At 71.9% G+C, this 23,278-nt stretch carries 22 protein-coding genes and 1 riboswitch; of the genes, 8 read left to right on the top strand and 14 right to left on the bottom strand.

Annotated features, from left to right (window positions below):
- Positions 1 to 9: 9 nt before the first annotated feature.
- The 6 genes from LV75_RS03615 (at position 10) to LV75_RS03590 (ending at position 6,421) form a co-directional block, all read left to right on the top strand.
- The gene (locus tag LV75_RS03615) at positions 10 to 582 is read left to right on the top strand and encodes a TIGR03086 family metal-binding protein (protein ID WP_253885175.1); all 573 of its coding nucleotides are present in this window, start codon (positions 10 to 12) and stop codon (positions 580 to 582) included.
- A gap of 182 nt (positions 583 to 764) precedes the next feature.
- The gene (locus LV75_RS03610; RefSeq protein ID WP_253885174.1) at positions 765 to 2,087 is read left to right on the top strand and encodes a hemolysin family protein; all 1,323 of its coding nucleotides are present in this window, start codon (positions 765 to 767) and stop codon (positions 2,085 to 2,087) included.
- A complete protein-coding gene (locus LV75_RS03605; protein ID WP_253885173.1) occupies positions 2,084 to 3,133 on the top strand; it encodes a hemolysin family protein in 1,050 nt (349 codons plus the stop codon). The genes LV75_RS03610 and LV75_RS03605 overlap by 4 nt, the downstream gene beginning before the upstream one ends.
- Entirely contained in the window at positions 3,120 to 4,010 is an 891-nt protein-coding gene (locus LV75_RS03600) for a 3-methyladenine DNA glycosylase (RefSeq protein ID WP_253885172.1), read from the top strand. Before LV75_RS03605 ends, LV75_RS03600 begins: the two co-directional genes overlap by 14 nt.
- Positions 3,991 to 4,389, top strand: coding sequence for a DUF1801 domain-containing protein (locus tag LV75_RS03595; RefSeq protein WP_253885171.1), 399 nt, complete (start codon positions 3,991 to 3,993; stop codon positions 4,387 to 4,389). Before LV75_RS03600 ends, LV75_RS03595 begins: the two co-directional genes overlap by 20 nt.
- A gap of 136 nt (positions 4,390 to 4,525) precedes the next feature.
- Positions 4,526 to 6,421: a tachylectin-related carbohydrate-binding protein gene (locus LV75_RS03590; protein ID WP_253885170.1), complete on the top strand. Its 1,896-nt coding sequence runs from the start codon at positions 4,526 to 4,528 to the stop codon at positions 6,419 to 6,421.
- Between the two features lie 319 nt (positions 6,422 to 6,740).
- Here the strand turns inward: LV75_RS03590 and helR are convergent, their stop codons facing one another.
- From helR to gcvP, 6 genes are all read right to left on the bottom strand, one after another.
- Positions 6,741 to 8,918, bottom strand: coding sequence for an RNA polymerase recycling motor ATPase HelR (helR, locus tag LV75_RS03585; protein ID WP_253885169.1), 2,178 nt, complete (start codon positions 8,916 to 8,918; stop codon positions 6,741 to 6,743).
- Positions 8,919 to 9,182: 264 nt separating this feature from the next.
- Complete coding sequence (rnhA, locus tag LV75_RS03580) at positions 9,183 to 9,623, bottom strand: ribonuclease HI (RefSeq protein WP_253885168.1); 441 nt, start codon at positions 9,621 to 9,623, stop codon at positions 9,183 to 9,185.
- Positions 9,620 to 10,126 (bottom strand): SecDF P1 head subdomain-containing protein, encoded by a 507-nt coding sequence (locus LV75_RS03575; RefSeq protein WP_253885167.1) that lies wholly within the window; start codon positions 10,124 to 10,126, stop codon positions 9,620 to 9,622. Before LV75_RS03575 ends, rnhA begins: the two co-directional genes overlap by 4 nt.
- A gap of 216 nt (positions 10,127 to 10,342) precedes the next feature.
- Positions 10,343 to 12,076, bottom strand: coding sequence for a vWA domain-containing protein (locus LV75_RS03570; protein ID WP_253885166.1), 1,734 nt, complete (start codon positions 12,074 to 12,076; stop codon positions 10,343 to 10,345).
- Between the two features lie 138 nt (positions 12,077 to 12,214).
- Positions 12,215 to 13,042, bottom strand: coding sequence for an aldo/keto reductase (locus LV75_RS03565; protein ID WP_253885165.1), 828 nt, complete (start codon positions 13,040 to 13,042; stop codon positions 12,215 to 12,217).
- Positions 13,043 to 13,172: 130 nt separating this feature from the next.
- Complete coding sequence (gene gcvP / locus LV75_RS03560; protein WP_253885164.1) at positions 13,173 to 16,046, bottom strand: aminomethyl-transferring glycine dehydrogenase; 2,874 nt, start codon at positions 16,044 to 16,046, stop codon at positions 13,173 to 13,175.
- 179 nt (positions 16,047 to 16,225) lie between these two features.
- A riboswitch (glycine riboswitch) is annotated at positions 16,226 to 16,327 on the bottom strand.
- Between the two features lie 78 nt (positions 16,328 to 16,405).
- On the opposite strand from gcvP, the gene LV75_RS03555 reads away from it, so the two are divergent.
- Entirely contained in the window at positions 16,406 to 17,185 is a 780-nt protein-coding gene (locus LV75_RS03555) for a GNAT family N-acetyltransferase (RefSeq protein WP_253885163.1), read from the top strand.
- Positions 17,186 to 17,199: 14 nt separating this feature from the next.
- Here LV75_RS03555 and LV75_RS03550 read toward each other — a convergent pair whose 3' ends face one another.
- The 8 genes from LV75_RS03550 to LV75_RS03515 all read right to left on the bottom strand — a co-directional run bounded on the left by LV75_RS03550 (position 17,200) and on the right by LV75_RS03515 (position 21,776).
- The gene (locus LV75_RS03550; RefSeq protein ID WP_308210845.1) at positions 17,200 to 17,769 is read right to left on the bottom strand and encodes a MerR family transcriptional regulator; all 570 of its coding nucleotides are present in this window, start codon (positions 17,767 to 17,769) and stop codon (positions 17,200 to 17,202) included.
- A gap of 306 nt (positions 17,770 to 18,075) precedes the next feature.
- Positions 18,076 to 18,549 (bottom strand): bifunctional nuclease family protein, encoded by a 474-nt coding sequence (locus LV75_RS03545; protein WP_054046144.1) that lies wholly within the window; start codon positions 18,547 to 18,549, stop codon positions 18,076 to 18,078.
- Positions 18,550 to 18,711: 162 nt separating this feature from the next.
- Positions 18,712 to 19,425 carry a transcriptional regulator FtsR gene (gene ftsR / locus LV75_RS03540; protein ID WP_253885162.1) on the bottom strand — a complete coding sequence of 238 codons (714 nt, stop codon included), beginning with the start codon at positions 19,423 to 19,425 and terminating at the stop codon, positions 18,712 to 18,714.
- Positions 19,426 to 19,431: 6 nt separating this feature from the next.
- On the bottom strand, positions 19,432 to 19,887 hold the full coding sequence (gene garA, locus LV75_RS03535; RefSeq protein WP_253885161.1) for a glycogen accumulation regulator GarA: 456 nt from the start codon (positions 19,885 to 19,887) through the stop codon (positions 19,432 to 19,434).
- A gap of 143 nt (positions 19,888 to 20,030) precedes the next feature.
- The gene (gene gcvH / locus LV75_RS03530; protein WP_253885160.1) at positions 20,031 to 20,411 is read right to left on the bottom strand and encodes a glycine cleavage system protein GcvH; all 381 of its coding nucleotides are present in this window, start codon (positions 20,409 to 20,411) and stop codon (positions 20,031 to 20,033) included.
- Positions 20,412 to 20,515: 104 nt separating this feature from the next.
- On the bottom strand, positions 20,516 to 21,133 hold the full coding sequence (gene clsA / locus LV75_RS03525) for a cardiolipin synthase ClsA (protein ID WP_301318593.1): 618 nt from the start codon (positions 21,131 to 21,133) through the stop codon (positions 20,516 to 20,518).
- A gap of 123 nt (positions 21,134 to 21,256) precedes the next feature.
- On the bottom strand, positions 21,257 to 21,475 hold the full coding sequence (locus LV75_RS03520) for a hypothetical protein (RefSeq protein ID WP_253885159.1): 219 nt from the start codon (positions 21,473 to 21,475) through the stop codon (positions 21,257 to 21,259).
- Positions 21,476 to 21,611: 136 nt separating this feature from the next.
- Positions 21,612 to 21,776, bottom strand: coding sequence for a hypothetical protein (locus LV75_RS03515; RefSeq protein WP_253885158.1), 165 nt, complete (start codon positions 21,774 to 21,776; stop codon positions 21,612 to 21,614).
- Between the two features lie 58 nt (positions 21,777 to 21,834).
- Between LV75_RS03515 and LV75_RS03510 the strand changes: the two genes are divergently transcribed.
- Positions 21,835 to 23,241 carry an FAD-binding oxidoreductase gene (locus tag LV75_RS03510; RefSeq protein WP_253885157.1) on the top strand — a complete coding sequence of 469 codons (1,407 nt, stop codon included), beginning with the start codon at positions 21,835 to 21,837 and terminating at the stop codon, positions 23,239 to 23,241.
- The last annotated feature ends 37 nt before the right edge of the window (positions 23,242 to 23,278 follow it).

The following is a 23,278-nucleotide window of genomic DNA, read 5'->3' as shown; positions in this document are numbered from 1 at the left end:
CTGGGCTCCATGGATCTGCGCACCGCCCACGACCGGGCAAGGGACGTCTTCGACCGCGCCGCGCACCGGGTGACCGACTGGACCGCGCCCACACCGTGCGCCGACTGGTCGACCCGGGACCTGGTCAACCACCTGGTGTCCGAACAGCTGTGGGTACCGCACCTGGTCGGCGGCGAGACCGTCGAGCAGGTCGGCGACCGCTACGACGGCGACCTGCTCGGCGCCGACCCGCTCGACGCGTGGACCGCGGCCTCGGCGGTGTCCCGGCTGGCCTGGGACGGCGTGCCGGACGAACTGCCGGTCCACCTGAGCCACGCGACGGTCCCCGCGCGCGAGTACCGCTGGCAGATGACCCTCGACCTCGCCGTGCACGGCTGGGACCTGGCCACCGCGACCGGCCACGACCCGGGGATCGGGGATGACCTGGCCCAGGCCCTGCACGCCGAGTTCGCCGACCAGGTGGCGGACTGGGTCGAGGCGGGGATCTTCGCCCCGCCGGTGCCGGTCCCCGACGCCGCGGGCCCCCTGGCGCGGCTGGTCGCGCTGCTCGGCCGGGACCCCGGGTGGCGTCCGTCTCGTTGACCGGTCACCTTTGCGCGCGCCACGCGGGCCCGGATCGCTCTAGACTGGGCCGGTTCGTCAGGACGGATCCGAGGAGTACGGCTTCCCGTGCGCAAGGCGCAGAAGAAGAGACCGGGCCGCAGTAGCGGGCCGGGAGAGAGTCCCGGCTGCCATATCGGCCCGGAACCCGAGCGGGGTGCTCGGTGACCGGAGTCCTGCTCAGCGTCCTGGGCCTGCTGGCCGTGTGCGCGCTGACCCTCGGTACGGCGCTGTTCGTCACCGCCGAGTTCGCCCTCACCACGCTCGAGCGCAGCCAGGTCGACCGGCACGCCGAGCAGGTGGGCGACCGGCGGGCCCTGGCGATCCAGCGGGCGCACCGCACCCTGTCGTTCCAGCTCTCCGGCGCGCAGCTGGGCATCACCATCACCACGCTGATCACCGGCTACATCGCCGAGCCCGCACTCGCGGCGCTGGTGGAACCGGTGCTGCTGTGGACCGGCATGGGCCGCACCGCGGTGGACGCGGTCGCGCTGGTGATCGCGCTGCTGGTGGCCACGTCGCTGTCGATGGTGTTCGGCGAGCTGGTGCCCAAGAACCTGGCCATCGCCAGGCCGCTGGCCAGCGCGCGGGCGGTCGCGGGCAGCCAGGCGGTGTTCTCCTCGGTGCTGCGCTGGCTGATCCACGGCCTCAACGGGTCGGCGAACTGGATCGTGCGCGGCCTGGGCGTCGAGCCGCAGGAGGAGCTGCGCTCGGCGCGCTCGCCGCAGGAACTCGGCGGCCTGGTCCGCTCCAGCGCCGCGTCCGGGGCGATCGACACCGGCACCGCGACCCTGCTCAGCCGCTCGCTGCGCTTCGGCGACCGGACCGCCGACGAGCTGATGACGCCCCGGGTGCGGGTGCAGGCCCTGCGCGCGGACGCGACGGTGGCCGACCTGATCGACCTGGCCCGCAGCAGCGGCTTCTCCCGGTTCCCGGTGCACGGCGGCGACCTCGACGACGTGCGCGGGGTCGTGCACGTCAAGCAGGTGTTCGGGGTGCCGAGGCAGCTGCGGGCGAGCACGACGGTCGCCGAGCTGGCCCGGCCGGTGCCGACCGTGCCCGAGTCGCTCGACGGTGACGTGCTGCTGGACCGGCTGCGCGGCTCCGGCCTGCAGGTGGCCCTGGTCGTCGACGAGTACGGCGGCACCGCTGGCCTGGTCACCCTGGAGGACCTGATCGAGGAGATCGTCGGCGACGTGCGCGACGAGCACGACCGCGGCGAGGTCAACCCGGTCCGGCCGCTGGGCCGGGAGAGCTGGCTGGTGTCCGGGCTGCTGCGCGACGACGAGCTCGCCGAGGCCACCGGGTTCCGGATGCCCGCCGGGGAGTACGAGACGGTCGCGGGCCTGGTGCTGACCCGCCTGGGCCGCATCCCCGACGTCAACGACGAGATCCGGATCGACGGCTGGCGGGTGACGGTGCTGCGGATGGACCGGCACCGGGTGGCCGAGCTGCGGGTGGCCCGACTCCCGGGGGTGAGCACGTGAGCGACCTGCTGGCACTGGGCGCCACGCTGGTGCTGTTGCTGGGCAACGCGTTCTTCGTCGGCGCCGAGTTCGCGATCATCACCGCGCGCCGCGACCGGCTGGAGCTGCTGGCCAGGGCGGGCGACACCCGGGCGGCCGCGGCGATCGAGGCGGGCAGGCAGTTGCCGCTGCTGATCGCGGGCGCCCAGCTCGGCGTGACGGTCTGCTCGCTCGGCCTCGGCGCGCTCGCCGAACCCGCGATCGCGCACCTGCTGGAGGGCCCGTTCGGCGCGCTGGGCCTGCCGGAGGCGGTCGTGCACGGGGTGGCGTTCGCGCTGGCGCTGGGGGTCGTGGTCACGCTGCACACGGTGCTGGGCGAGATGGTGCCGAAGAACCTGGCGATCGCGGGCCCGGAGCGGGCCGCGACCACGCTGGTGCCGGTCCACCTGGCGTTCTGCAAGCTGGTGCGGCCGCTGCTGGGGATGTTCACCAAGATCTCGACCGCGGTGCTGCGCCGGTTCGGCGTGGAGCCGCGCGAGGAACTGGAGAACGCCTACACCCCCGACGAGCTGGCGACGCTGATCGCCGAGTCCCGCCGCGAGGGCCTGCTCGACGACTCCGAGCACCGCAGGCTCACCAACACGCTGTCCTCGGCGGGGCGCACGGTGGCCGAGGTGCTGGTGCCGCTGGCCGCGCTCAAGACCGTCCCGCACCCGCCGACGGTCGGCGCGGTGGCCGCGGCGGTCGCCGAGACCGGGTTCTCCCGGTTCCCGGTCCGGATGCCCGACGGCACCCTCAACGGCTACGTGCACGTGAAGGACGTCCTCGACCAGGTCGACTCCGACCCGGCGACTAGGGTGGCCTGGTCCCGGGTGCGCGGGTTGCCGGAACTGCCCGCCGACTCCCGGCTCGACGAGGCGCTCGCCGCCCTGCGGCGGACCCAGAGCCACCTCGCCAAGGCCGTGTCGGCCGACCGCGTGGTGCTCGGGGTGGTGGCGCTGGAGGACCTGGTGGAGGAATACGTGGGCACGGTGCGCGACGGGACACACATCGGTGACGGCTCCTGAGGTAGTCCTGCCCGAAGCCGACTGGCACGGGCTGCGCGACGCGCACGTGGCCCGGGTCCGGCGCTGGACCGACCCGCACCAGGAGCGCCGCGTCCGGCGGGAGAAGCACCCGGTGCTGGACTTCCTGTTCACCTACTACTCGCACCGCCCGGCGCACCTGGAGCGCTGGCACCCCGGCCCGGGTGTCGTGCTGGCCGGTCCCTCGGCGGCGGAGTACCTGCGGTGGCCCGCGTACGCCGCCACCGACGCCGGGGTGCGGTTGGGTCCGCTGACCCCCGGTCGGCGGGCGACGGCGGAGTTCGTGCTGTCGTTGCTGTCCGCGACCGCGAGCCGCCCCCCGCGCCTGGGGTGCTTCGGTCTGCACGAGTGGGCCATGGTCTACCGCACCGCCGAGGTGCGCCACGCCGCCTGGCCGCTGCGCCTGGGGTCGGCCGGGACCGACGCGGTGGTGGAGTCCTCGACGATCAAGTGCGGGCACTTCGACGCGTACCGGTTCTTCACCCCGCCCGCCCGGCCGCTGAACACGCTGCGGCCGACCAGGGAGGGGCAGGTCGAGCTGGAGCAGCCGGGCTGCCTGCACGCGACCATGGACCTGTTCAAGTGGGCCTACAAGCTCGACCCGCACACCCCGTCGGACCTCGTGGCCGACTGCTTCGCCCTGGCCGTCGACGTCCGCACGCTGGACATGCGCGCCAGCCCGTACGACCTGTCGGCCCTGGGCTACGCCCCCGTGCCGATCGAGACCGAACGCGGCCGCGCGGAGTACGTGCGGGCGCAGTCGGCGTTCACCGAGCGCGCGGCCCCGCTGCGCGCCCGGCTGATCTCCCTGTGCCGGACCCTGTTGAGCGAGGTGCCTGTTGGAACCGACCACCAGTGACGTCGCCGCGTTCGTCGCGGCCATCACCGACGACCGGCGGCGCGCGGACGCCGACCTGCTGGTGGCCTTGATGACCGAGGTGACCGGCCACCCCGCGGTGCTGTGGGGCACGTCCATCATCGGCTTCGGCTCCCGCCACTACCGCTACGAGTCCGGCCGCGAGGGCGACACCGTGACGGTCGGGTTCTCACCGCGCAAGGCGCAGACGGTGCTGTACTTGACGGGAGAGCTGGAGGACTACGCGGATCTGTTGGGAGCGTTGGGAAAGCACAGCACGGGCAAGAGCTGCCTGTACCTGAAGCGGGTCGACCAGGCGGATCCCGCTGCCCTGCGCGCGATCGTGCAACGGTCTTATGACGCGGCCCGCGCACACCCGTAGGCCCTCGGCGACAAGGCCATCGACGGCGAGTGACCGCTAACACAGGGTGATCACGGCACCGAACTGTCTACAGTGCACCCAGTAACTGGGGAGGACCGCGGCTGGGTTAGCGGTCCATTTGTCGACTGGGGTTGACGTGGCGTTCGTTCGACGTGGTGCTGTGCTGCTCGCTGCCCTCGCGGTGGTCCCGCTCGCGGTCGCGGTCCCCGCGTCCGCGGCGCCGGTCCCGACCTGCGCCCCGAGCGCGGCCGTGTTCGGGGTCGAGGAGAACGGCGACCTGTTCACCTACCCGCACAACGAGCCGGAGACCGGTCTCGCGAGCTGGGGCGCCAAGCGGGTGATCGGCACCGGCTGGAACGCCGGCAACACCCTGGCGGGCCCCAACGGCGTGTTCTACAGCGTGCGCGCGACTGGTCAGTTGCTCCGCTACCGGTGGAACGGTGTCGGCTGGGACAGCCAGAACGGCTCGCAGTCGCGGGCCATCCCCGGCGAGTACTGGGCGGAGCTCGCCCAACCCGGCAACCGGAACCGGATCACCATCGATTCCACGGGCACCATCTTCGCGCTCACCCCCTTCGGGTTGCGCGCGTGGAACTACGAGAAGGACCTCCCCGAAGGCAGGCAGGGCGCCCTCATCGGTGACGCCACCGGGGAGAGCTACGACCACATCGTCGCCACGGGCGAAGGGGTGTTCTACACCGTCGCGCACTGGGACGGGAGCCTGTACCGGTTCCACTACGACGTGACGACCAACCGGTGGCTGCAGTACGCGCAGAAGGTGGGCACCGGCTGGGGAATCTTCAGCCGCCTCTTCTCCGCGGGCGGTGACACGATCTACGCCGTCGCACCCTCGAACAACCCAGACCTGCTCTGGTACCACTACGACAGCGCTTCGGGGAAGTGGGCGAACAGCGGCGCGGCCAAGGCGATCGGCACGGGGTGGCGGTCCCTGCGCGAGGTGAGGGCCGATCCCGCGAAATGCGCTGCACCCGAGCGTCCCGCGCCACCGGCCCGCGTGTCCCTCCCGATGCCCAGCGGGCAGCGCCCGACGCTGCGCCTCAACACCCGGGAGGAGTTCGCCGTCGCCCGGGTCGACGACAACGGTCACGTGCTGGTCGGCACCCAGAACCCGCCCGGCAGCGATCAGATCTCCTGGACCTCGAGCCACAGCGCTGCCCGGCCGTTGACCGGCGCGGTGTCCATCGGCTCCAACGCCTCGGGTGCCCTGCTGGTCAGCGCCCTCGACATCGACGGGACCGTGCGGCAGGTGGTCATCCCGGCCGCGCCCAAACCCGCCACCGCGGTCAACCAGGGTGGCCCGTTCACCGCCGTGGTCAGCCCGGCCCGCAGCCGCTTCAGCGGCGAGGCCGCCGGCGGCACGTCGTTCGCCGTGGACGGCGAAGGTGTGCTGTGGACCGCGCGTCAGCACCCCGACGGTCGCAACGAGCCCTGGCTCAGCACAGGTGTCCAGGTGGGCACGGACTTCACCATCTCAGACACCCCGGCATCGGAGAACTCCTCCATCGTCGCCTACCGCACGCCGACCGGCGAGGTGGAGGTTCGCCGCTTCGTCCCCGGCGTCGGCCTGACAGCGGCACGGAAGGCACCTGGGTTCCTCGTCGTGGGCGCCCCGCAGATCGCCGCGACCAGCGGCTCCACCTATCGCGTCCACCTCACTGCGCGCGGAGTGGACGGAACGATCCGCACCCAGGTCGAGACCCCGACCGGCTTCGCCGGGTGGACCGACATCAGCGGCGGCCGAACGTTCACCGGCGAACCGGTCACGGTGGCCACGCGCGCGGGATTGCTGGAGGTGTTCGCCAGGACGGCCGGGGACGTGGTCGTGCGGACCGGTGAGGTGTCCACCCCGACCGGGTACACCTGGCGCCCGTGGCAAACCGGGGTCGGCACCTCGGTGGTCGACCCCCGGGTGGCGTTGTCCGAGAGCGGAACGATGCGCGTGCTGCTGGTCAGCGCCACGGGCAAGTACACCCTGCCCGCTCTCCCCGCCCTGCCCCCGCTGCCCCGCTAGCCGCGCCCGGGGTCTTGCGACTCAGCCCAAGTAGTCCTGTAGGCCCGCGAGCTGTACCGCGCGGTCCTGCTCGGTCCGGATGTCCTTGCTGTGCAACAGTTCCAGCACGGCCACGGCAAGTCCGACGACGGGTCGAAGCTGACCACCTCGGCCGCGCACAGCACCCAGGCGTCGTCCGGATGACCGCACTCGCGCAGCAGGAGCGCGGCCATCCGGATCGTGTCCGAGATCCTCCACACGGCGGCATGCATGCGGATCTCTTGTTGGAGCGCAGGCAACTCCTCCCGAACCGGGAGGTTCGCATCCACCCCGCCGCTGCTTACCCAGGTGTTCCAACGGGGACAAGCCCGCGCAGGGCCTGCGGCAGCGGCCCTTGGTGCAGCACACCGAGCCTTTGCGTCGCGCGGGTGAGCGCGACGTAGAGTTCGGCCGCGCCGCGGGGGCCGTCGGCGAGGATCTTGTCGGGGTCCACGACCAGGACGGCGTCGAACTCGAGGCCTTTGGTCTCCGAGGCCGCGACCGCGCCGGGGACGCCGGGTGGTCCGATCACGACGCTGGTGCCTTCGCGGCCCGCCTCGTCGCGGACGAAGTCGGCGACGGCGTCGGCCAACTCGGCCGCGGTGACCTGGCGGGACCACGGGGCCACGCCGCAGGCCCGCACCGATTCGGGGGGTTGCACGGCGGGGGCGAAGTCGGCGAGCACGGCGGCGGCGACGGTCATGATCTCGGCGGGGGTGCGGTAGTTCACCGTCAGCGAGCGGTAGACCCAGCGGTCGGGCACGTAGGGCTCGAGCATCGCGGCCCACGCCGTGGCACCGGCGGCGGAGCGGCGCTGGGCCAGGTCGCCGACCACGGTGAAGGACCGCCCGGGACAGCGCCGCATCAGCACTCGCCAGTCCATTTCGGACAGTTCCTGGGCTTCGTCGACCACGACGTGCCGGTAGGTCCAGTCGCGGTCGGCGGCCGCGCGCTCGGCGAGCTCGCGGGTGTCGTGCTCGACGAAGCGCTCGGCCAGGTCCTCGGCGAAGAGCAGGTCCGTGGCGAACAGGTGGTCCTCGTCGTCCATCATGTCCTCGCGGGTGATCATGCTGTCGAGCACCTTGGCGGCGTACGCGGCCTCGGCCTTGCGCTCCCGCTCGGCCGAGTCGACCACCGCCTTGTCCTTGCCGAGCAGGTCGACCAGCTCGTCGAGCAGCGGCACGTCCGACACCGTCCACGCCGTACCGTCCACACGGAACAGCGAGGCGTCCGCACCCGCCGCGCGCAAGCGCTCCGGGGAGGCGTACAGCGACCCCAGCAGGGCCTCCGGCGTCAGCACCGGCCACAGCTCGTCGAGCGTGGCGACGAACACCTCGTCCTCGGCGAGCTCGCTGATGAGGTCCTTGCGCAGCTGCTCCCAACCGTCCTTGTCCGACCGGGTCAGCCAGCCCTTGCCGATCCGACCGATCGCCCGCTCTGTGAGCGCGTAGGTGATGATCTCCACGAACACCGCGCGCGCCTCGTTGTGCGGCAACCCGCTCGCGCGCGCCTCGTCGCGCGCCCACGCCGCGGTCTCCGCGTCGATCCGCCCGGTGACCCCGCCCAACTCGACGGCCACCGGCTCCACCGGCAGCCGCTGCCGGTCGGCGACCGCGGCCGCGAGCACCTCGACGGCCTTCAGCGACCCCTTCAGCCGCGCGACCCCCGGCTCGTCCTCCGCGGTGACCCGCAGGCCGGGCACGAGGTCGCCCGCGGTCATGAACACCACGTCCGACTCGCCCAACGAGGGCAGCACCCGGCTGATGTGGTTGAGGAACGCCGGGTTCGGCCCGACCACGAGCACGCCGTGGCGCTCCATCCGCTCCCGCTGCGTGTAGAGCAGGTAGGCCACGCGGTGCAGCGCCACCACGGTCTTGCCGGTACCCGGGCCGCCCTCGATCACCAGTACCCCGGGGTGCTCGAGCCGGATGATCTCGTCCTGCTCGGCCTGGATGGTCGCCACGATGTCGCGCATGCCCTCGCCGCGCGGCGCGTTGACCGCGGCGAGCAGGGCGGCGTCCCCGCGCGCGTCCCCGTCCGGGCGGCCGAGCACCTCGTCGGTGAAATCGACCAGCGTGCGCCCGCGCGAGTGGAACTGGCGGCGCCTGCGCATGTTCTCCGGACTGGCCGCGGTGGCGGTGTAGAACGACCGCGACGCCGGCGCCCGCCAATCCAGCAGCACCGGCTCGTAGTCAGCGGCCTCGTCGAACAACCCGATCCGGCCGATGTAGCGGTGTTCCCCCGAAAGTGTGTCCAGTCGACCGAAGCACAACCCGTTGTCCGCCACGTCCAGCCGCTTGACCTCCTTCGCCGAGGCGCGCACGTGCACGTCGCGCTCCATCGCCTCCAGGCCGTTCCCGCCCACCGCCGTGGTGTAGCGCCCCCGTGCCCGCGCGCGCTCGGCGTCGAGCCGGGTGTAGAGCCCGGCGAGATAACCCCGCTCGGACCGCAATTCGTCCGCATACCCCTGATTTGACACGTGCCCCTCACAGCGAATAAGCTGATCTCAGATTCGGCGGCTTCTCCACTGGCTTTATCTCTAGCCAACCATGGAGAGTACGCCGATTTTTTGTTGTCCGCCCGCGGTGTTTGTTCGCCCACCCGCTGTGCTCTCCACCCATTGTCGTCCGCCCCCCGACGAGCCAGCGGCGGACAGCGCGGATCGCACAGGCGCAGATTCTGCGGCACCACCCGGGCCTTGCCGCAAGCCCCCCGGTGCGCTATACGTTGGAAGGGGAAGCGCTCAGCCCGCGAGCACGGCCCGCATCCCCGCCACGGCCAGTTGGTCGGCGCGTTCGTTCTCCGGGTGCCCGCTGTGCCCTTTCACCCAGTGCCACTGCACCTCGTGCCGCGCCACCGCCTCCTCCAACCGCTGCCAGAGGTCGACGTTCTTGACGGGCTGGCGCGCCGAGGTGAGCCACCCGTTGGCCCGCCACTGCGCGACCCACTTCGTGATCCCGTTCCGGACGTAGGTGCTGTCGGTGTACATGTGGACGGTCGAGGGCCGGGTGAGCGATTCCAGGGCGCGGATCGGCGCCATCAGCTCCATGCGGTTGTTGGTCGTCTCCTCGGCGGAACCGCCGGAGAGCTCGCGCTCGTGCGCGCCGTAGCGCAGGATCGCGCCCCACCCACCGGGACCGGGGTTGGGCGAGCACGCGCCGTCGGTGTAGATCTCGACGATCACGGGGTGCCGCCGGTGATGTCGGCGGCGAGCTTCTTCGCCGAGTCCTCGGTGAAGTTGCCGCTGATCTGCAGGGACCCGCCGGTGATCGGCGAGGCGATCCGCGGCGCCGAGACGAGCGTGCCGTCAACCATGATCGCCAACTGCTCGTCGACGTGCTCGGTCGTCCACTTGGTGAACAGCGCCGAGGTGGCGGGCGGGAGCTTGATGGTGATCACCCAGCCGTAGTCGGTCTTCTCCGGGCGCACGTCCTCGAACTCGGTGAACTCGCCGATGGACGGGGCCAGGGTGTAGACCGTGTCGTCCGGCCCGATGACCTCGTCCGCGCCGGACACCTCCAGCCCCGGCTTCACCGAGGTGACCGGCCGCAGCTCGACGGGCACCTTGGCCTTCACCGGGCCGCTGCCGGGCTGCTCGGTCGGCGCGCCCGCGACCGGTTCCCCGCCGCACGCCGTCAGCACGAGCAGCAGGGCGGCGACCACCGCGGCGAACATGGTTTTGCGCATGGACGGATCCTAGTAGCACGACCCAGAACGTCGACCGTGTCTCGACCCGCCCACGACGCGCCTGGCGGCGTTGCCGCAAGCGCCCAAGTACACCCAGTACGAGGACGTTGCGGCGCCTTGCCGGCCACGCCGTGGACCCGCCGATACACGGCCAACGCCCTGAGTCGAGCCACTAGGGCCACCCGGGCGACGGCCCGTCGCCGCTCGTCCACAGGCTCAGTCCCGCCCGGTGACGGCCTGCCCGAGCGCGGCGACGACCCCGCGGGCGTCCGGCAGCACGGTCAGCCGACCGCCGGTGGACGCCGCCAGGTCCCGCAGGGCACCGCGGTCCGGGTCGCGGCCGATCGCGATCACGTCGATCGGCACGGATTTGTCCTTCTCCGACACCCGCCGGATGGCGGCTTTGGCCTGGGACAACGACATCGCACCGTCAGCGCCGCCGTCGGTGATGACGACGAGCTGGTTCAGCCGCCCGGGAACGTAACCCTGCACAGCCGAGCGGTACCCGGCGACCACCGACTCGTAGAAGTCCGTGGCCCCGTTGGCGGTAAGTCCGTCAACAGCGGCGTGCACCGAGACGCGCCGGTTGACGACAGGCCCGGTCGGTACCGCCACCGCGTAAGGCTTCCCCTTCTCCAGGCCACGCGAAAACGGCCACAGGCCAAGGGATCCGGACACCGTGTAGTCCGCGTACCCCTTCAGCGCGTCCTTCACCCAGTCCAGCCGGGTGCGGCCGTCGCCGCCGTCGGTGCCCATGGTCCGCGAGACGTCGACCATGATCGTCACGATCCCGCCGCCCTCGACGGCGTTCGCCCAGGTGGTGGCGATCCGCTGGGTGGTGTTCGGGTCGGACCTGGCGAACCCGGGGACGATCTCGGCCCAGGTCATGCCCATCGCCGCGGTGGGCCGCTGCGGCGCGCCCGCCCCGCGCAGGCCCGCCGCGGAGAACTCGCGCTGCTGCTCGGGTTCCTGCAGGAACCGGCGGAACCGGTCGGCCGCCTCGGTGCGCACCGGCCCCACCTCGGGCCCGGTCAGCGCGACGAACGGGAAGTCGGCGACCGGGGTCGGGCCGTCGGCGACCACCTCCCACAGCGGGCGCTTGGCCGCCGGGCGGCCGTCGTCGCCGAGGTTGCGGCGGAACAGGTCCACCTCCAGCGCGGCCACCGCGCCGTACGGGGCGTCGACCATCAGCGGGTTCTCGCCGAGCACGGCCAGCGCGGCCCGCGTCGTGTCCGGCACGTCGGCGGGCTGCGCCTGCGCCAGCGCGGCGAGCGCGGCGCCGACCGGTTGCCTGGCGAGCACGTTCTGGGTCACCGGGCTCTCCTGGGCGACCCCGACGAGGGTGCTCTGCACGGCGAGCGCGCTGGCGGTGTTGGTCAGCGGCGCGGGGAGCGCGACGGTGAGCCGACCCCAGCCCGGCTCGCCGAAGCGCGTCCAGCCGCTGGTGTCGGCGGTGAGCGCGGCCAACTCGGCCCAGCGGAACCGGGCGGTGCCGGTCAGCAGCCGGGCGGCCGGTTCCGGGGCGGCGAGCACGACCGGGCTGGTGGCGACGGGCTCCGGCGCGGCGGCCAGCAGCGCGTCGTCGGTGGCGGCCAACCGGTCGGTCCACAGCGAGGACTCCGGCAGCCACGCGTCCGGGCGGTCGCCGAGCTCGCGGGTGTTCCACTCACCGGTCAACCCGGCGAGCGCGGCGGGCGACTCGGCGGAACTCACGTTGACCCGCACGCAATGCGCGCCGACCACGGTCGACCCGGCGTTCCACCGCTTGGCGGCCTCGCGCACCGGCCGCTCGGCCGACGGGGTCACCGCGACCCGCAACACCTCCGGCCCGGCGGGGCACCCGTGCTCGCGCGCCGCCGCTTGATCGATCCGGGCGCTGATCCACCCCCAGCCCGCCCACCCCAGCACCAGCAGGGAGACCACGCCGAGGGCGATCAGCCCCGGACTCACTCTTGTGCGCCCCCGATGTCGTGCCATCACGTCCTTTCCGCGCGACGGATATGCCGGTCCGTGTCCGCGCCAGGCGCAATGCACTCTATTAGGGGAACTGAATGCGTCAACCCGAGTGACTCGGGATGTTTTTCACCGTTACCCGTTGAACCGCTCCGGGTCCGGGCCGGTGCGCTGCCCGTTCTCCAGGCCCGCCAACGCGATCAGGTCGTCGCCGTCGAGCGCGAAGTCGAACACGTCGATGTTGGCCCGGATCCGCTCCGGGGTGACCGACTTGGGGATCACCACGTTGCCCAGCTGCACGTGCCAGCGCAGGATCACCTGCGCCGCGGTCTTGCCGTGCTTGTCGGCGAGGCCGCCGACCACCGGGTCCGAGAGCAGCTGACCGGAGGCGAGCGGACTCCACGCCTCGGTCGCGATGCCGTGCTCGGCGTGGAAGGCGCGCAGCTCGGTCTGCGGCAGGTTCGGGTGCAGCTCGATCTGGTTGAGCACCGGCACCACGTCGGTCTCGTCGAAGAGCCTGCGCAGGTGCGCGACGTGGAAGTTGGACACCCCGATCGAGCGGGCGCGGCCGTCGGCGCGGATCTTCTCGAACGCCCGCCAGGTGTCGACGAAGGTGTCGCGCGAGGGCGTCGGCCAGTGGATCAGGTAGAGGTCGACCTGCTCGAGGCCGAGCCGCTCGAGGCTGGCGTCGAAGGCGCGCAGCGTCGGGTCGTAGCCCTGGTCGGTATTCCAGAGCTTGGTGGTGACGTGGATCTCCGCGCGCGGCAGGCCGGACTCGGCGATCGCCCGGCCGGTGCCGGTCTCGTTGCGGTAGGCGGCCGCGGTGTCGATGCCGCGGTAACCGGCTTCCAGCGCGGTGCTGATCGCGGCGCCGACGACGTCGTCGGGCACCTGCCACACCCCGAAGCCGACCTGCGGGATGGTGGTGCCGTCGTTGAGCGCGACGGCTGGGACGTTCGGCATGGAGTTCCTTACCGTTGCGGGTTCAGGGATGACACTTCGCCCAACACCAGGGGCACCCGCCATCTTCCCAGGCCGCAACGGGCGGTGGCCCGCCGAGAACCACTCGGCGGGCCACCCTCGACAACGGTGCTCAGCTGCTGTAGGCGTCCAGCGGCGGGCAGGAGCAGACCAGGTTGCGGTCGCCCTTGGCCCCGTCGATGCGGCGCACCGGCGGCCAGATCTTGGGCACGTTGTGCCCGGCCGGGAACACCGCGACCTCGCGGCTGTACGGGTGGTCCCACTCGCCGGTGATCGACGCCGCGGTGTGCGGTGCGTTGGCGAGCGGGTTGTCCGCCAGCGGCCACTCCCCCGCGGCGACCCGGTCGACCTCGTGCTTGATGGCGATCATCGCGGCGCAGAACCGGTCGATCTCGGCCAGGTCCTCGCTCTCGGTCGGTTCGACCATCAGCGTGCCCGCGACCGGGAAGGACATGGTCGGCGCGTGCAGGCCGTAGTCGGCCAGGCGCTTGGCCACGTCGTCCACGGTGATGCCGGTGGCCTTGGTCATCGGCCGCAGGTCGAGGATGCACTCGTGGGCGACGAAGCCGCCCGCGCCGGTGTAGAGGACCGGGAAGTGCTCGTCGAGGCGGCGGGCGATGTAGTTGGCCGAGGCGACCGCGGTCAGCGTCGCGCGGCGCAGGCCGTCGGCGCCCATCATCCGCACGTAGGCCCAGGAGATCGGCAGGATCGACGCGCTGCCCCACGGGGCGGCGCTGATCGGGCCGACACCGGTCGCGGGACCGGCGGTGGGCTGCAGCGGGTGGTTGGGCAGGAACGGCGCCAGGTGCGCGCGCACGCCGATCGGGCCGACGCCGGGGCCGCCGCCGCCGTGCGGGATGCAGAACGTCTTGTGCAGGTTGAGGTGCGAGACGTCCGAGCCGAACTTGCCGTAGCGGGCCAGGCCGATGAGCGCGTTGAGGTTCGCGCCGTCGACGTAGACCTGGCCGCCCGCGTCGTGCACCAGGCCGCAGACCTCGCGCACGGTGTCCTCGTACACGCCGTGCGTGGACGGGTAGGTGATCATGATCGCGGCGAGGTCGGCGCTGTGCTCGGCGACCTTCTTGCGCAGGTCGCCCAGGTCGATGTTGCCGTTGTCGTCGCAGGCCACGACGACCACGCGCATCCCGGCCATCACGGCGCTGGCGGCGTTGGTGCCGTGCGCGCTGGACGGGATCAGGCAGATGTCGCGCTCACCGTGGCCCTGGGACCGGTGGTAGGCGCGGATCGCCAGCAGACCGGCGAACTCGCCCTGGCTGCCCGCGTTGGGCTGCAGGCTGACCGCGTCGTAGCCGGTCAGCTTCGCCAGCCAGTCCTCCAGGTCGGCGATGATCGTCAGGATGCCCTTGGCGTCCTCGACCGGGGCGAACGGGTGCAGGTCGGCGAAGGCGGGCCAGGTGATCGGCTCCATCTCCGCGGTCGCGTTGAGCTTCATGGTGCACGAGCCGAGCGGGATCATGCTGCGGTCGAGCGCGACGTCCTTGTCCGAGAGCGCGCGCAGGTAGCGCAGCAGCGCGGTCTCGGAGCGGTGCGTGGCGAACACCGGGTGGGTCATGAACTCGCTGGTGCGGACCAGCTCGGCGGGCACGGCGTCCGGGGTGTCGGCGTCGAGGGCGTCGACGTCGGCGCTGACCCCGAAGGCCTTCCACACCAGGTCCAGGTGCGCCCGCGTGGTGGTCTCGTCGGTGGCGATGCCGACGGTGTCGGCGTCGGCCAACCGCAGGTTGACCCCCAGGCCGCGGGCGGCGGACACGACCTCGGCCGCGCGACCGGGGACCCGGGCGGACACGGTGTCGAAGAAGGCGGTCCCGGCGACCTCGACGCCGCCGCGGCGCAGGCCCTCGGCCAGCACGGCGGCCAGGCGGTGGGTGCGGGTCGCGATGGCGCGCAGGCCCTCGGGGCCGTGGTAGACCCCGTACATCGAGGCGACCACGGCGAGCAGCACCTGGGCGGTGCAGATGTTGGAGGTCGCCTTCTCGCGGCGGATGTGCTGCTCGCGGGTCTGCAGCGCGAGCCGGTAGGCGGGCTGGCCGTCGGCGTCGGTGCTGACGCCGACCAGGCGGCCGGGCAGCTGGCGCTCGAGGCCCTTGCCGACGGCCATGTAGCCCGCGTGCGGCCCGCCGAAGCCCATCGGGACACCGAAGCGCTGGGTGGTGCCGACGACGACGTCAGCGCCGATCTCGCCCGGCGCCTGGAGCAGGGTCAGCGCGAGCAGGTCGGCGGTGACGGCGACCTTGGCGTCGCGGCCGTGCGCGGTGCGGATCAGCTCGGCGAAGTCGCGGACCGCGCCGGAGGCGCCCGGGTAGGACAGCAGGACGCCGAAGAAGTCCTCGACCGGCAGGCCCTCGGCCAGGTCGTGCACGACGACCTCGATGCCAAGCGGCTCGGCGCGGGTCTCGATGACCGCGATGGTCTGCGGGAAGGTGTCGGCGTCGACGACGAACCGGTTGGACTTCGAGCGGCCCGCGCGGCGCAGCAGCGTCATCGCCTCGGCCGCGGCGGTGGACTCGTCGAGCATGGAGGCGTTCGCGGTGGGCAGCCCGGCCAGGTCGGCGACCATGGTCTGGAAGTTGAGCAGCGCCTCGAGGCGGCCCTGGCTGATCTCCGGCTGGTACGGGGTGTAGGCGGTGTACCAGGCCGGGCTCTCCAGCACGTTGCGCCGGATCACCGGCGGGGTGTGCGTGCCGTAGTAGCCCAGGCCGATCATCTGGGTGAGCACGCGGTTGCTCGCGGCCAGCTCGCGCAGCTCGGCGAGCGCCTGCACCTCGGTGGCCGGGGCGGGCAGGTCGATGGCCAGGTCACCCTCGCGGATGGACTCCGGCACGGCGTGCTCGGCCAGCTCCTCCAGCGACCCCACGCCGACGACGTCGAGGATCCGCGACAGCTCGGCGGGGCGGGGACCGACGTGGCGGTCGGCGAACGGGGTGCCGTGCTCGAGCGCGGCGAGCGGGATCCGGTCGGTCGTCAATGGGGCTCCTCGGGCGTGCAGGGGGTCGGGCCTGGCACGGGCGGTCCGCCCGTGTGGCCCTCCCCCTCTGTCCGTGCCCGAAGGCGCCTGAGAGCTTCACCGCGACCCTGCCCGGGACGCGACTTGCACCTTCGGCGGGGCTCCCCGGTCGTGCCGGCTCGCCCACTTTCCAGAGGCGTCTCACCCGCACGGTCCGTTTGCCTGAGAGGTTCCGGGGAGGATTTGCTCCTTCGGCGCCGTGCCGGTCTGGTGGACCGGCCGGACTCTCCCGCACGGGTTCAGCGACGCGAGTTGAGTCTAACCCGTCCGGGGTGCAATTCGATTGCGGACCGGGTGTGGTTCGCGGTGCACTGCCCACCATGGGCTCCACCTGGGACACCGCGGCCATCCGCGCCGTCTACGACGCGCAGCTGCGCCGTGACCTGCCCCCTTCCGACGGGGCGGCCGCCGCCGAGCGCACCGACCGGCTGACCAGGCACCTCGGGGTCGGGCCGGACGGGTGGTCCGGCGTGCTGTGGTCGTCACTCGACGAGGCGACGGCCGACCGGGTCATCGCCGACACCGTCGCGTGGTTGCGCACGGTCGAGGGCCACGCTGAGTGGAAGCTCTACCACCACGACACCCCCGCTGACCTCGGTGCCCGGCTGGCAGCGGCCGGGCTGGTCGCGGGCGGGGTGGAAGCGGTGATGATCGCCGAGGCCGCCGCCGTGCCCGATTTCGCGCCGCCCGCGGGGGTGCGGCTGGTGGAGGTGTCCGACGACGCTGACATCGATCGCGTGGTGTGGGTGCACGAGGCCGCATTCGGCGAGGACCACAGCTGGCTGGGTCGGCGCATGCGCGCCGGGCTGGCCGAGGGCCTCATGGACGTCGTGCTGGCCATGGCCGGAGATGAACCGGTGAGCGCCGCCCGCACGGCCTACTACCCGGGTACCGAGTTCGCGGGCCTCTGGGGCGGCGGCACTGTCGAAGCGTGGCGTGGCCGTGGGATTTACCGGGCCCTGGTGAGCCACCGTGCGCGCAAGGCCCAGCAGCGCGGGGTGCGCTACCTGCAGGTGGACGCGCTGCCGACGAGCCGCCCCATCCTGGAGCGGGTCGGCTTCACCTGCGTCGCGCTGACGACCCCGTACACGGTGGCCTAAGAGCCCGCGCGCGACTAACCCGCGTTGCGGGCCTTGCGGCGCTGGGTGAGCTCGTCGTCGACCGGGACCTCGACGCCGTCGGCGCGCTCGGCGGGGAACTCGTGGATGGTGCCGCTGATCTCGCGGATGGCGCCGCTGACGGCGATGCCGAACACGCCCTGGCCGCCCTGCAGCAGGTCGACGACCTCCTCCGGCGAGGTGCACTCGTAGACCGTGGTGCCGTCGCTGAAGAGGGTGATCTTGGCCAGGTCGCGCACCCCGCGCCTGCGCAGGTGGTCGACCGCGACCCGGATGTTCTGCAGCGAGACACCGGTGTCGAGCAGCCGCTTGACGACCTTGAGGACGAGCACGTCCTTGAACGAGTAGAGCCGTTGCGACCCGGAGCCGTGCGCGCTGCGCACCGTGGGCACGACCAGGCTGGTGCGGGCCCAGTAGTCGAGCTGCCGGTAGGTGATGCCCGCGATCTGGCACGCGGCCGGACCCCGGTAGCCGACGAGCTCATCGGGCAGCGAGGCGTCCGGGAACAGTTCGCCCTGCTCGCCGCCGACAACGGAGCCAGCCTCGACGGGAACTTCCTCGAACACGCCTGCCTCCCCTCGTCCGACCACCGATGTGGCCGGCGAACGAGACCGCCCGTTCCGCCATGGGGAACGCCTCGGCCGAGCGGCGCACACCTGGGTCCAGGACCGCGGTCGGTGCGGTGGTGGCCGCTGTCCCGCCCCGGGGTGTTTCGCTCGTCTGTGACGGTAAGACGGGGGCGCGGAGAGGTCAACGCGACGCGCGGGGAGGGGGTGGGAGTCGCTGGTGGGGATGGGGTCCGCAGGGCGGTTCGGGGGCCGGTAGCGGTAACGCAGAGTGGTGGGGGACCGTGACCCGTCGGCCTGGGCCTGCTAAGTGTCGGCGCCGCGGAAGTCTTCCGGGGAGACGGAGTCGAGGAACTCGCGGAACTTCTCGACCTCGTCCTCCTGCTCGTCCGGGATGATCAGCCCGGCTTCCTGGAGCACGGAGTCCTCGGCGTGGATCGGCACGCCGACGCGCAGCGCCAGCGCGACCGAGTCGCTCGGCCGGGCGGAGACGCGCACGTCCCCGTCGAAGACCAGTTCGGCGAAGAAGGTCCCCTCGCGCAGGTCGGTGATCCGGACCTGTTCGAGTTCGCGGCCCAGCGCGCCGATCACGTCCTTGAGCAGGTCGTGGGTCAGCGGCCGCGCGGGCCGCACCCCCTGCTGCTCAAGGGCGATCGCGGTGGCCTCCACCGATCCGATCCAGATCGGCAGGTACCGCTCTCCCTCGGTCTCGCGCAGCAACAAGATCGGCTGGTTCGCGGGCAACTCCACCCGCACCCCCACGACGCGCATCTCGCTCATCGGGCTCGCCTCCCTCCGCTCGCTGGGGCATCGGCGTCCCGTCCCATCGAGGATCGCTCATCGCCTAGTTCGACGCTACCCGCCATCTGGTCCCCACGCCCGCCTATCTCACGTCTATTCCGGGATGATCGGTTCACCCCGCGCACCGCCGCGCGCGGGCCGCTACCTGCCGGTGACTCTGCGCAGACCGGCCCTCACCAGTAGCGAGTGCAGCGTCACCGAGAGCGCCGCGAGGTCCTCGGCCGCCTCGTCCGCGCGCGCCCGCGCGGACGGATCACGTTGGCGGAACAGGGGTGTGAGCACCTGCTCGACCAACCCGACCTCGCGGTCGGCCGCGGCGCGGAACGCGCGCAGGTGCCGGGGTTCGATGCCGTACTCGGCGAGCGCCGTCGCGGTCGTGGCGACGGTGAGCGCGTCACCGTCGAACACGCCGTCCGCGGCCGCGCCCAGCAGGCCGTACTGCTCGAGCTCGAGCAGGGTCTGCGCGGTGATCCCGGCGCGCTCGAGCAACTCGTCGCGGGTGAGCCGCGGTGGGGTGCTGGTCGGTTCCGGCGCCACGACGGCGGGTACCGAGACCAGACCGCGCGTCGGGCGGGCCGCCGTCCCCGGTGGCCCGCCCGAGCGGTCGAGCTGTTCCTTGATGACCTTGAGCGGCAGGTAGTGGTCGCGCTGCGCGGCGAGCACGAAGCGCAGCCTGGCCACATCCGCGTCGGTGAACCGCCGGTACCCCGACGGCGTGCGTTCCGGGCTGACCAGCCCCTCCGACTCGAGGAAGCGGATCTTGGAGATGGTCACGTCCGGGAAGTCCGGCCGCAGCTGCGCCAGCACGGCGCCGATGCTCGACCCGACCCGCGGCTGCCGACCGGCGGCCGTCACGCGCCCCTAGGCCCCCGCGCCGGGGCCGGTGAGGAACACCAGGCGGAACTTGCCGATCTGCACCTCGTCGCCACCGGCGAGCACGGCCTGGTCGACCGGCTCGCGGTTGACGTAGGTGCCGTTGAGGCTGCCGACGTCGATCACCACGAACTCCCCGCCCTCGCGGCGGAACTCCGCGTGCCGCCGGGAGACGGTGACGTCGTCGAGGAAGATGTCGCTGTCGGGGTGCCTGCCCGCGCTGGTGGTGTCGCGGTCGAGCAGGAACCGCGACCCCGCGTTGGGGCCGCGCTTGACCACCAGCAGCGCCGAGCCCGCGGGCAGGGCGTCCACACCCGCGACAGCGGGCTCGGGCGCCCGAGCGGCCGCCTGGGCCTCGGGGTCGGTGAGGAAGTCGGCCCGGAAGACCGAAGTCCGCTCCGGAGACTGCTCCGGCGGGACGCCGGGCCCGTCGTTGGTGCTCACCTGAGCTCCTCCTGCTGGTCAGTTGCGCTGAACAGTTGCCAACGTACCGTGCGCGATCAGGCGCCGGACCAGTGGTACCCCTTCGCGGGTGGCGGGGGGCCGGGGACGGCCGGACCAGCGGGTCAAGATCGTCTCACGCGGGGTCAGGCTTCGGTAAGGGCCTGGTAGGCGTCGGCGTCGAGCAGCGCCTCGAGCGCGTCGGGGTCGTCGACCCTGATCTCGATCAGCCAGCCCTCGCCGTAGGGGTCGGAGTTGAGCAGGTCGGCCTGCTCGGCGACCGCGTCGTTGACCGCGACGACCTCACCGCTGAGCGGGGCGTAGAGGTCGGAGACGCTCTTGGTCGACTCGACCTCGCCGATCGAGGCGCCCGCCTCGACGCGGTCGCCCAGCTCGGGCAGCTGCACGAACACGACGTCGCCGAGCTGCTGCTGGGCGTACTCGGTGATGCCGACGCGGACCAGGTCCTCGGTCTTGGTCGCCACCCACTCGTGCTCGTCGGTGTAGCGGAGTTCTTCGGGAATCACTCGGAGCCCTCTTTCGAGACTGGGGAAGGGGTCTGGGTGGGTGTTCACTTGGGGACTGGTGAGCTTGGGACTGATGAGTTCCAGACTGCTGAGTGGCGCAGAGCTTAAACGGCAGGGCTACCGGTCAAGCGCAGCGCTGCCCGTGTCTGCACGAGGTACAGCAAACCGGACCAGATGAACAAGAGTCCGCCCCAGATCACAAAGGCGTAGGCCACCGGGCGAACCACCGAGGCGAAGGTAGAGCCGCCCTGGGCCAATAGCAGCAACGGGAACGCGTACATCAGGTTGAACGTCGCTGCCTTACCGACGTAGGTGACCTCGGGCGGTCCGAACCCGGCCCGGCGCAGCACGAGGATGCACCCGCCGACGAGCACGTCGCGGGCGACCAGGAGCGCGGCGACCCACCACGGCACGATGTCGCGCACCACGAAAGCGACAATCGTGACGAGCGTGTACAGCCGGTCGGCGGCCGGGTCGAGCAGGGCACCGAGGCGGCTGGTCTGGTCGAGCCAGCGGGCGATCTTGCCGTCCAGCCAGTCGCTGAGGCCGCTGAACAGCAGCACGACGAGCGCCCAGCCATCGGCTTTGGGCACCAGCAGCAGGTACAGGAACAGCGGCACCCCGGCGAGCCGGAGCATGCTCAGGATGTTCGGGATCGTCCACACGCGATCCGCGGAAGCCCCTTCTTCCCGCCCCGCCCTCTCTTCCCGCAGCTCAGCCATGCGGGAAGAGTAGGGCAGGCGGACGCCGGGCCTACCCGGCGGCTCATCCCCTCAGCTAATCCCCACTTTTAGCCCCCCAGTTCCCCAGTTGGTCTTGCCGTGCGCCGGTAGGACTGCCTTCGGCTAGTCGTCCCGGCGGTGCGTCCAGCCCTGCCGCTCAAGCGCGGTGGGGCTGAGCGCGGTGGGCCTACCGAACGCGTCAAGACCGACCCAACGGGCCGCTCCCCCGGCGTACTCCAGCACGTAGGCGTGGCCCTGGCTCCAGACGACGCTGCACGGCGCGGTCGGCAGTGTCGGTCCGGATCCGGATCCGGCCTGGTGAGAGATCGTTTCGGTACTCATCGGTTTACCTCCGCTCCGGACGTCGGCAGCCGGGGAGTGTGTGTTAGCTCTCTCGGCGACCGAATCGAACTGAATCGATGCGATCCCACCCCGTGGCAGCGCTAAGCCAGCGGCTTGCGCTGAGGCGGGACTGCTGTCAGGCACGGGCTCCGGCGGCGGTGCAGGCCGGGGCCCGGTGGAGGTCGGGCAGGTCATCGGGGTCGCGACCGGCGATCGACCGGGCCCTCCCAGAGTGGTTGACCACGTGCTGCTCGTCGACCTGTGCCGCGAGCGCGTCGCGCAGGTCGGCGCGGGCTGCCATGTCTGATTCCTTCCACTCGGTTACGTGAAAGGGGTTCCCATCCGGAACGATCCCAACCATGACGATCCCAACGGGGACGATCCCGATGGTGGGGAACGCGGATGACCGGCTGATCGACAGGCTCGTCGCGGTGGTCGGGGCGAGTCATGTCGTCACGGATCCCGATGTGGTGTCGGGGTACGCGACGGATTGGACGGGGCGCTTCACCGGTTCAGCGCGGGCCGTGGTGCGGCCCGCGGACCGGGATGAGGTCGCCGGAGTCCTCCGGGTGTGTCGCGAGCTGGGCGTGCCGGTAGTGCCGCAGGGCGGGAACACGGGGCTCGTCGGTGGCGGGATCCCTTACCGGGGCGAGGTAGTGCTAAGCCTGACGCGGTTGAACTACCTCGGGCCGGTCGACCCCGTGACTCGGCAGGTGACCGTCGGAGCCGGGGTGACGCTGGCTGCGCTATCGGCCCACGCGGCGGATGCCGGGCTGGATTTCGCCATCGACATCGCGTCTCGCGATAGCGCCACGGTGGGCGGCCTCTTGGCGACCAATGCGGGCGGATTGCGTGTGCTGCGTTGGGGTTCTATGCGCGACCAGGTGGCCGACGTCGAAGCGGTGTTGGCCGATGGCCAGGTCGTCGGCGGGGTTACCAGACCGCCGAAGGACAGCACGGGGTACGACCTCGCCAGCGCGTTGGTGGGCAGCGAGGGAACACTCGCGGTGGTCACAGCGGCACGCTTGCGTCTGATTCCCGCGTTCACCGAACGAGCTACGGCGACTCTAGCTTTCGATAGAACAGAGGACGCCATCTCGGCCATCGGGGCGCTGCGCGTTCTGCCGTCCCTCACCTCCACTGAGGTCTTCTACGACGACGGCTTGCGACTGGTGTGCGCGCACCGGCGTGTGTCCCCACCGTTCGCCTCGACGCACTCGACGTACCTGCTCGTGGAATGCGCGGCGGACGAAGATCCCACCGACGCCTTGGGGGCGGTCGTCGAAACGCTTGGCGGACTTCGCGATTCGGCTCTCGCGGTGGACGAGTCCGCGCGACGGGCACTGTGGACACACCGCGAGGCCCACGCCGAGGCGATCAACGCGTTGGGTCCACCGCTGAAGCTCGACGTGGGCGTGCCACCAGCCCAGGCGGCGGAGTTCGAACGGGAGGTCCGCGCGATCGCGGCGGCGGTCGCGCCCACGGCGACCACGATCCTCTTCGGACACCTGGCCGAGGGCAACTACCACGTCAACGTGGTCGGCGCGGGCGAGGCGGAGGAAGCCCTGACCGACCTGGTGCTGCGCGCGGCGGCGGCCAGGGGCGGCACGATCTCGGCCGAGCACGGCGTCGGCGTCGCCAAGGCGCCCTGGCTCGGCTTGACCCGCTCCCCCGCCGAACTCGCCCTCTACCGGGCCATCAAGCACGCCTGGGACCCGGGCGGGCTGCTCAACCCCGGCGTGCTCGTTGCCGATCCGGCAACATAGTTTGCGCGCTCTCCGGTCCGGCCCGCATCATCGGACC

The organism is Actinokineospora diospyrosa (assembly GCF_024171925.1).
Classification (GTDB): domain Bacteria; phylum Actinomycetota; class Actinomycetes; order Mycobacteriales; family Pseudonocardiaceae; genus Actinokineospora; species Actinokineospora diospyrosa.
Note: the sequence above shows the minus strand (reverse complement) of the source record. Positions and strands in the feature narration are given on the sequence as shown.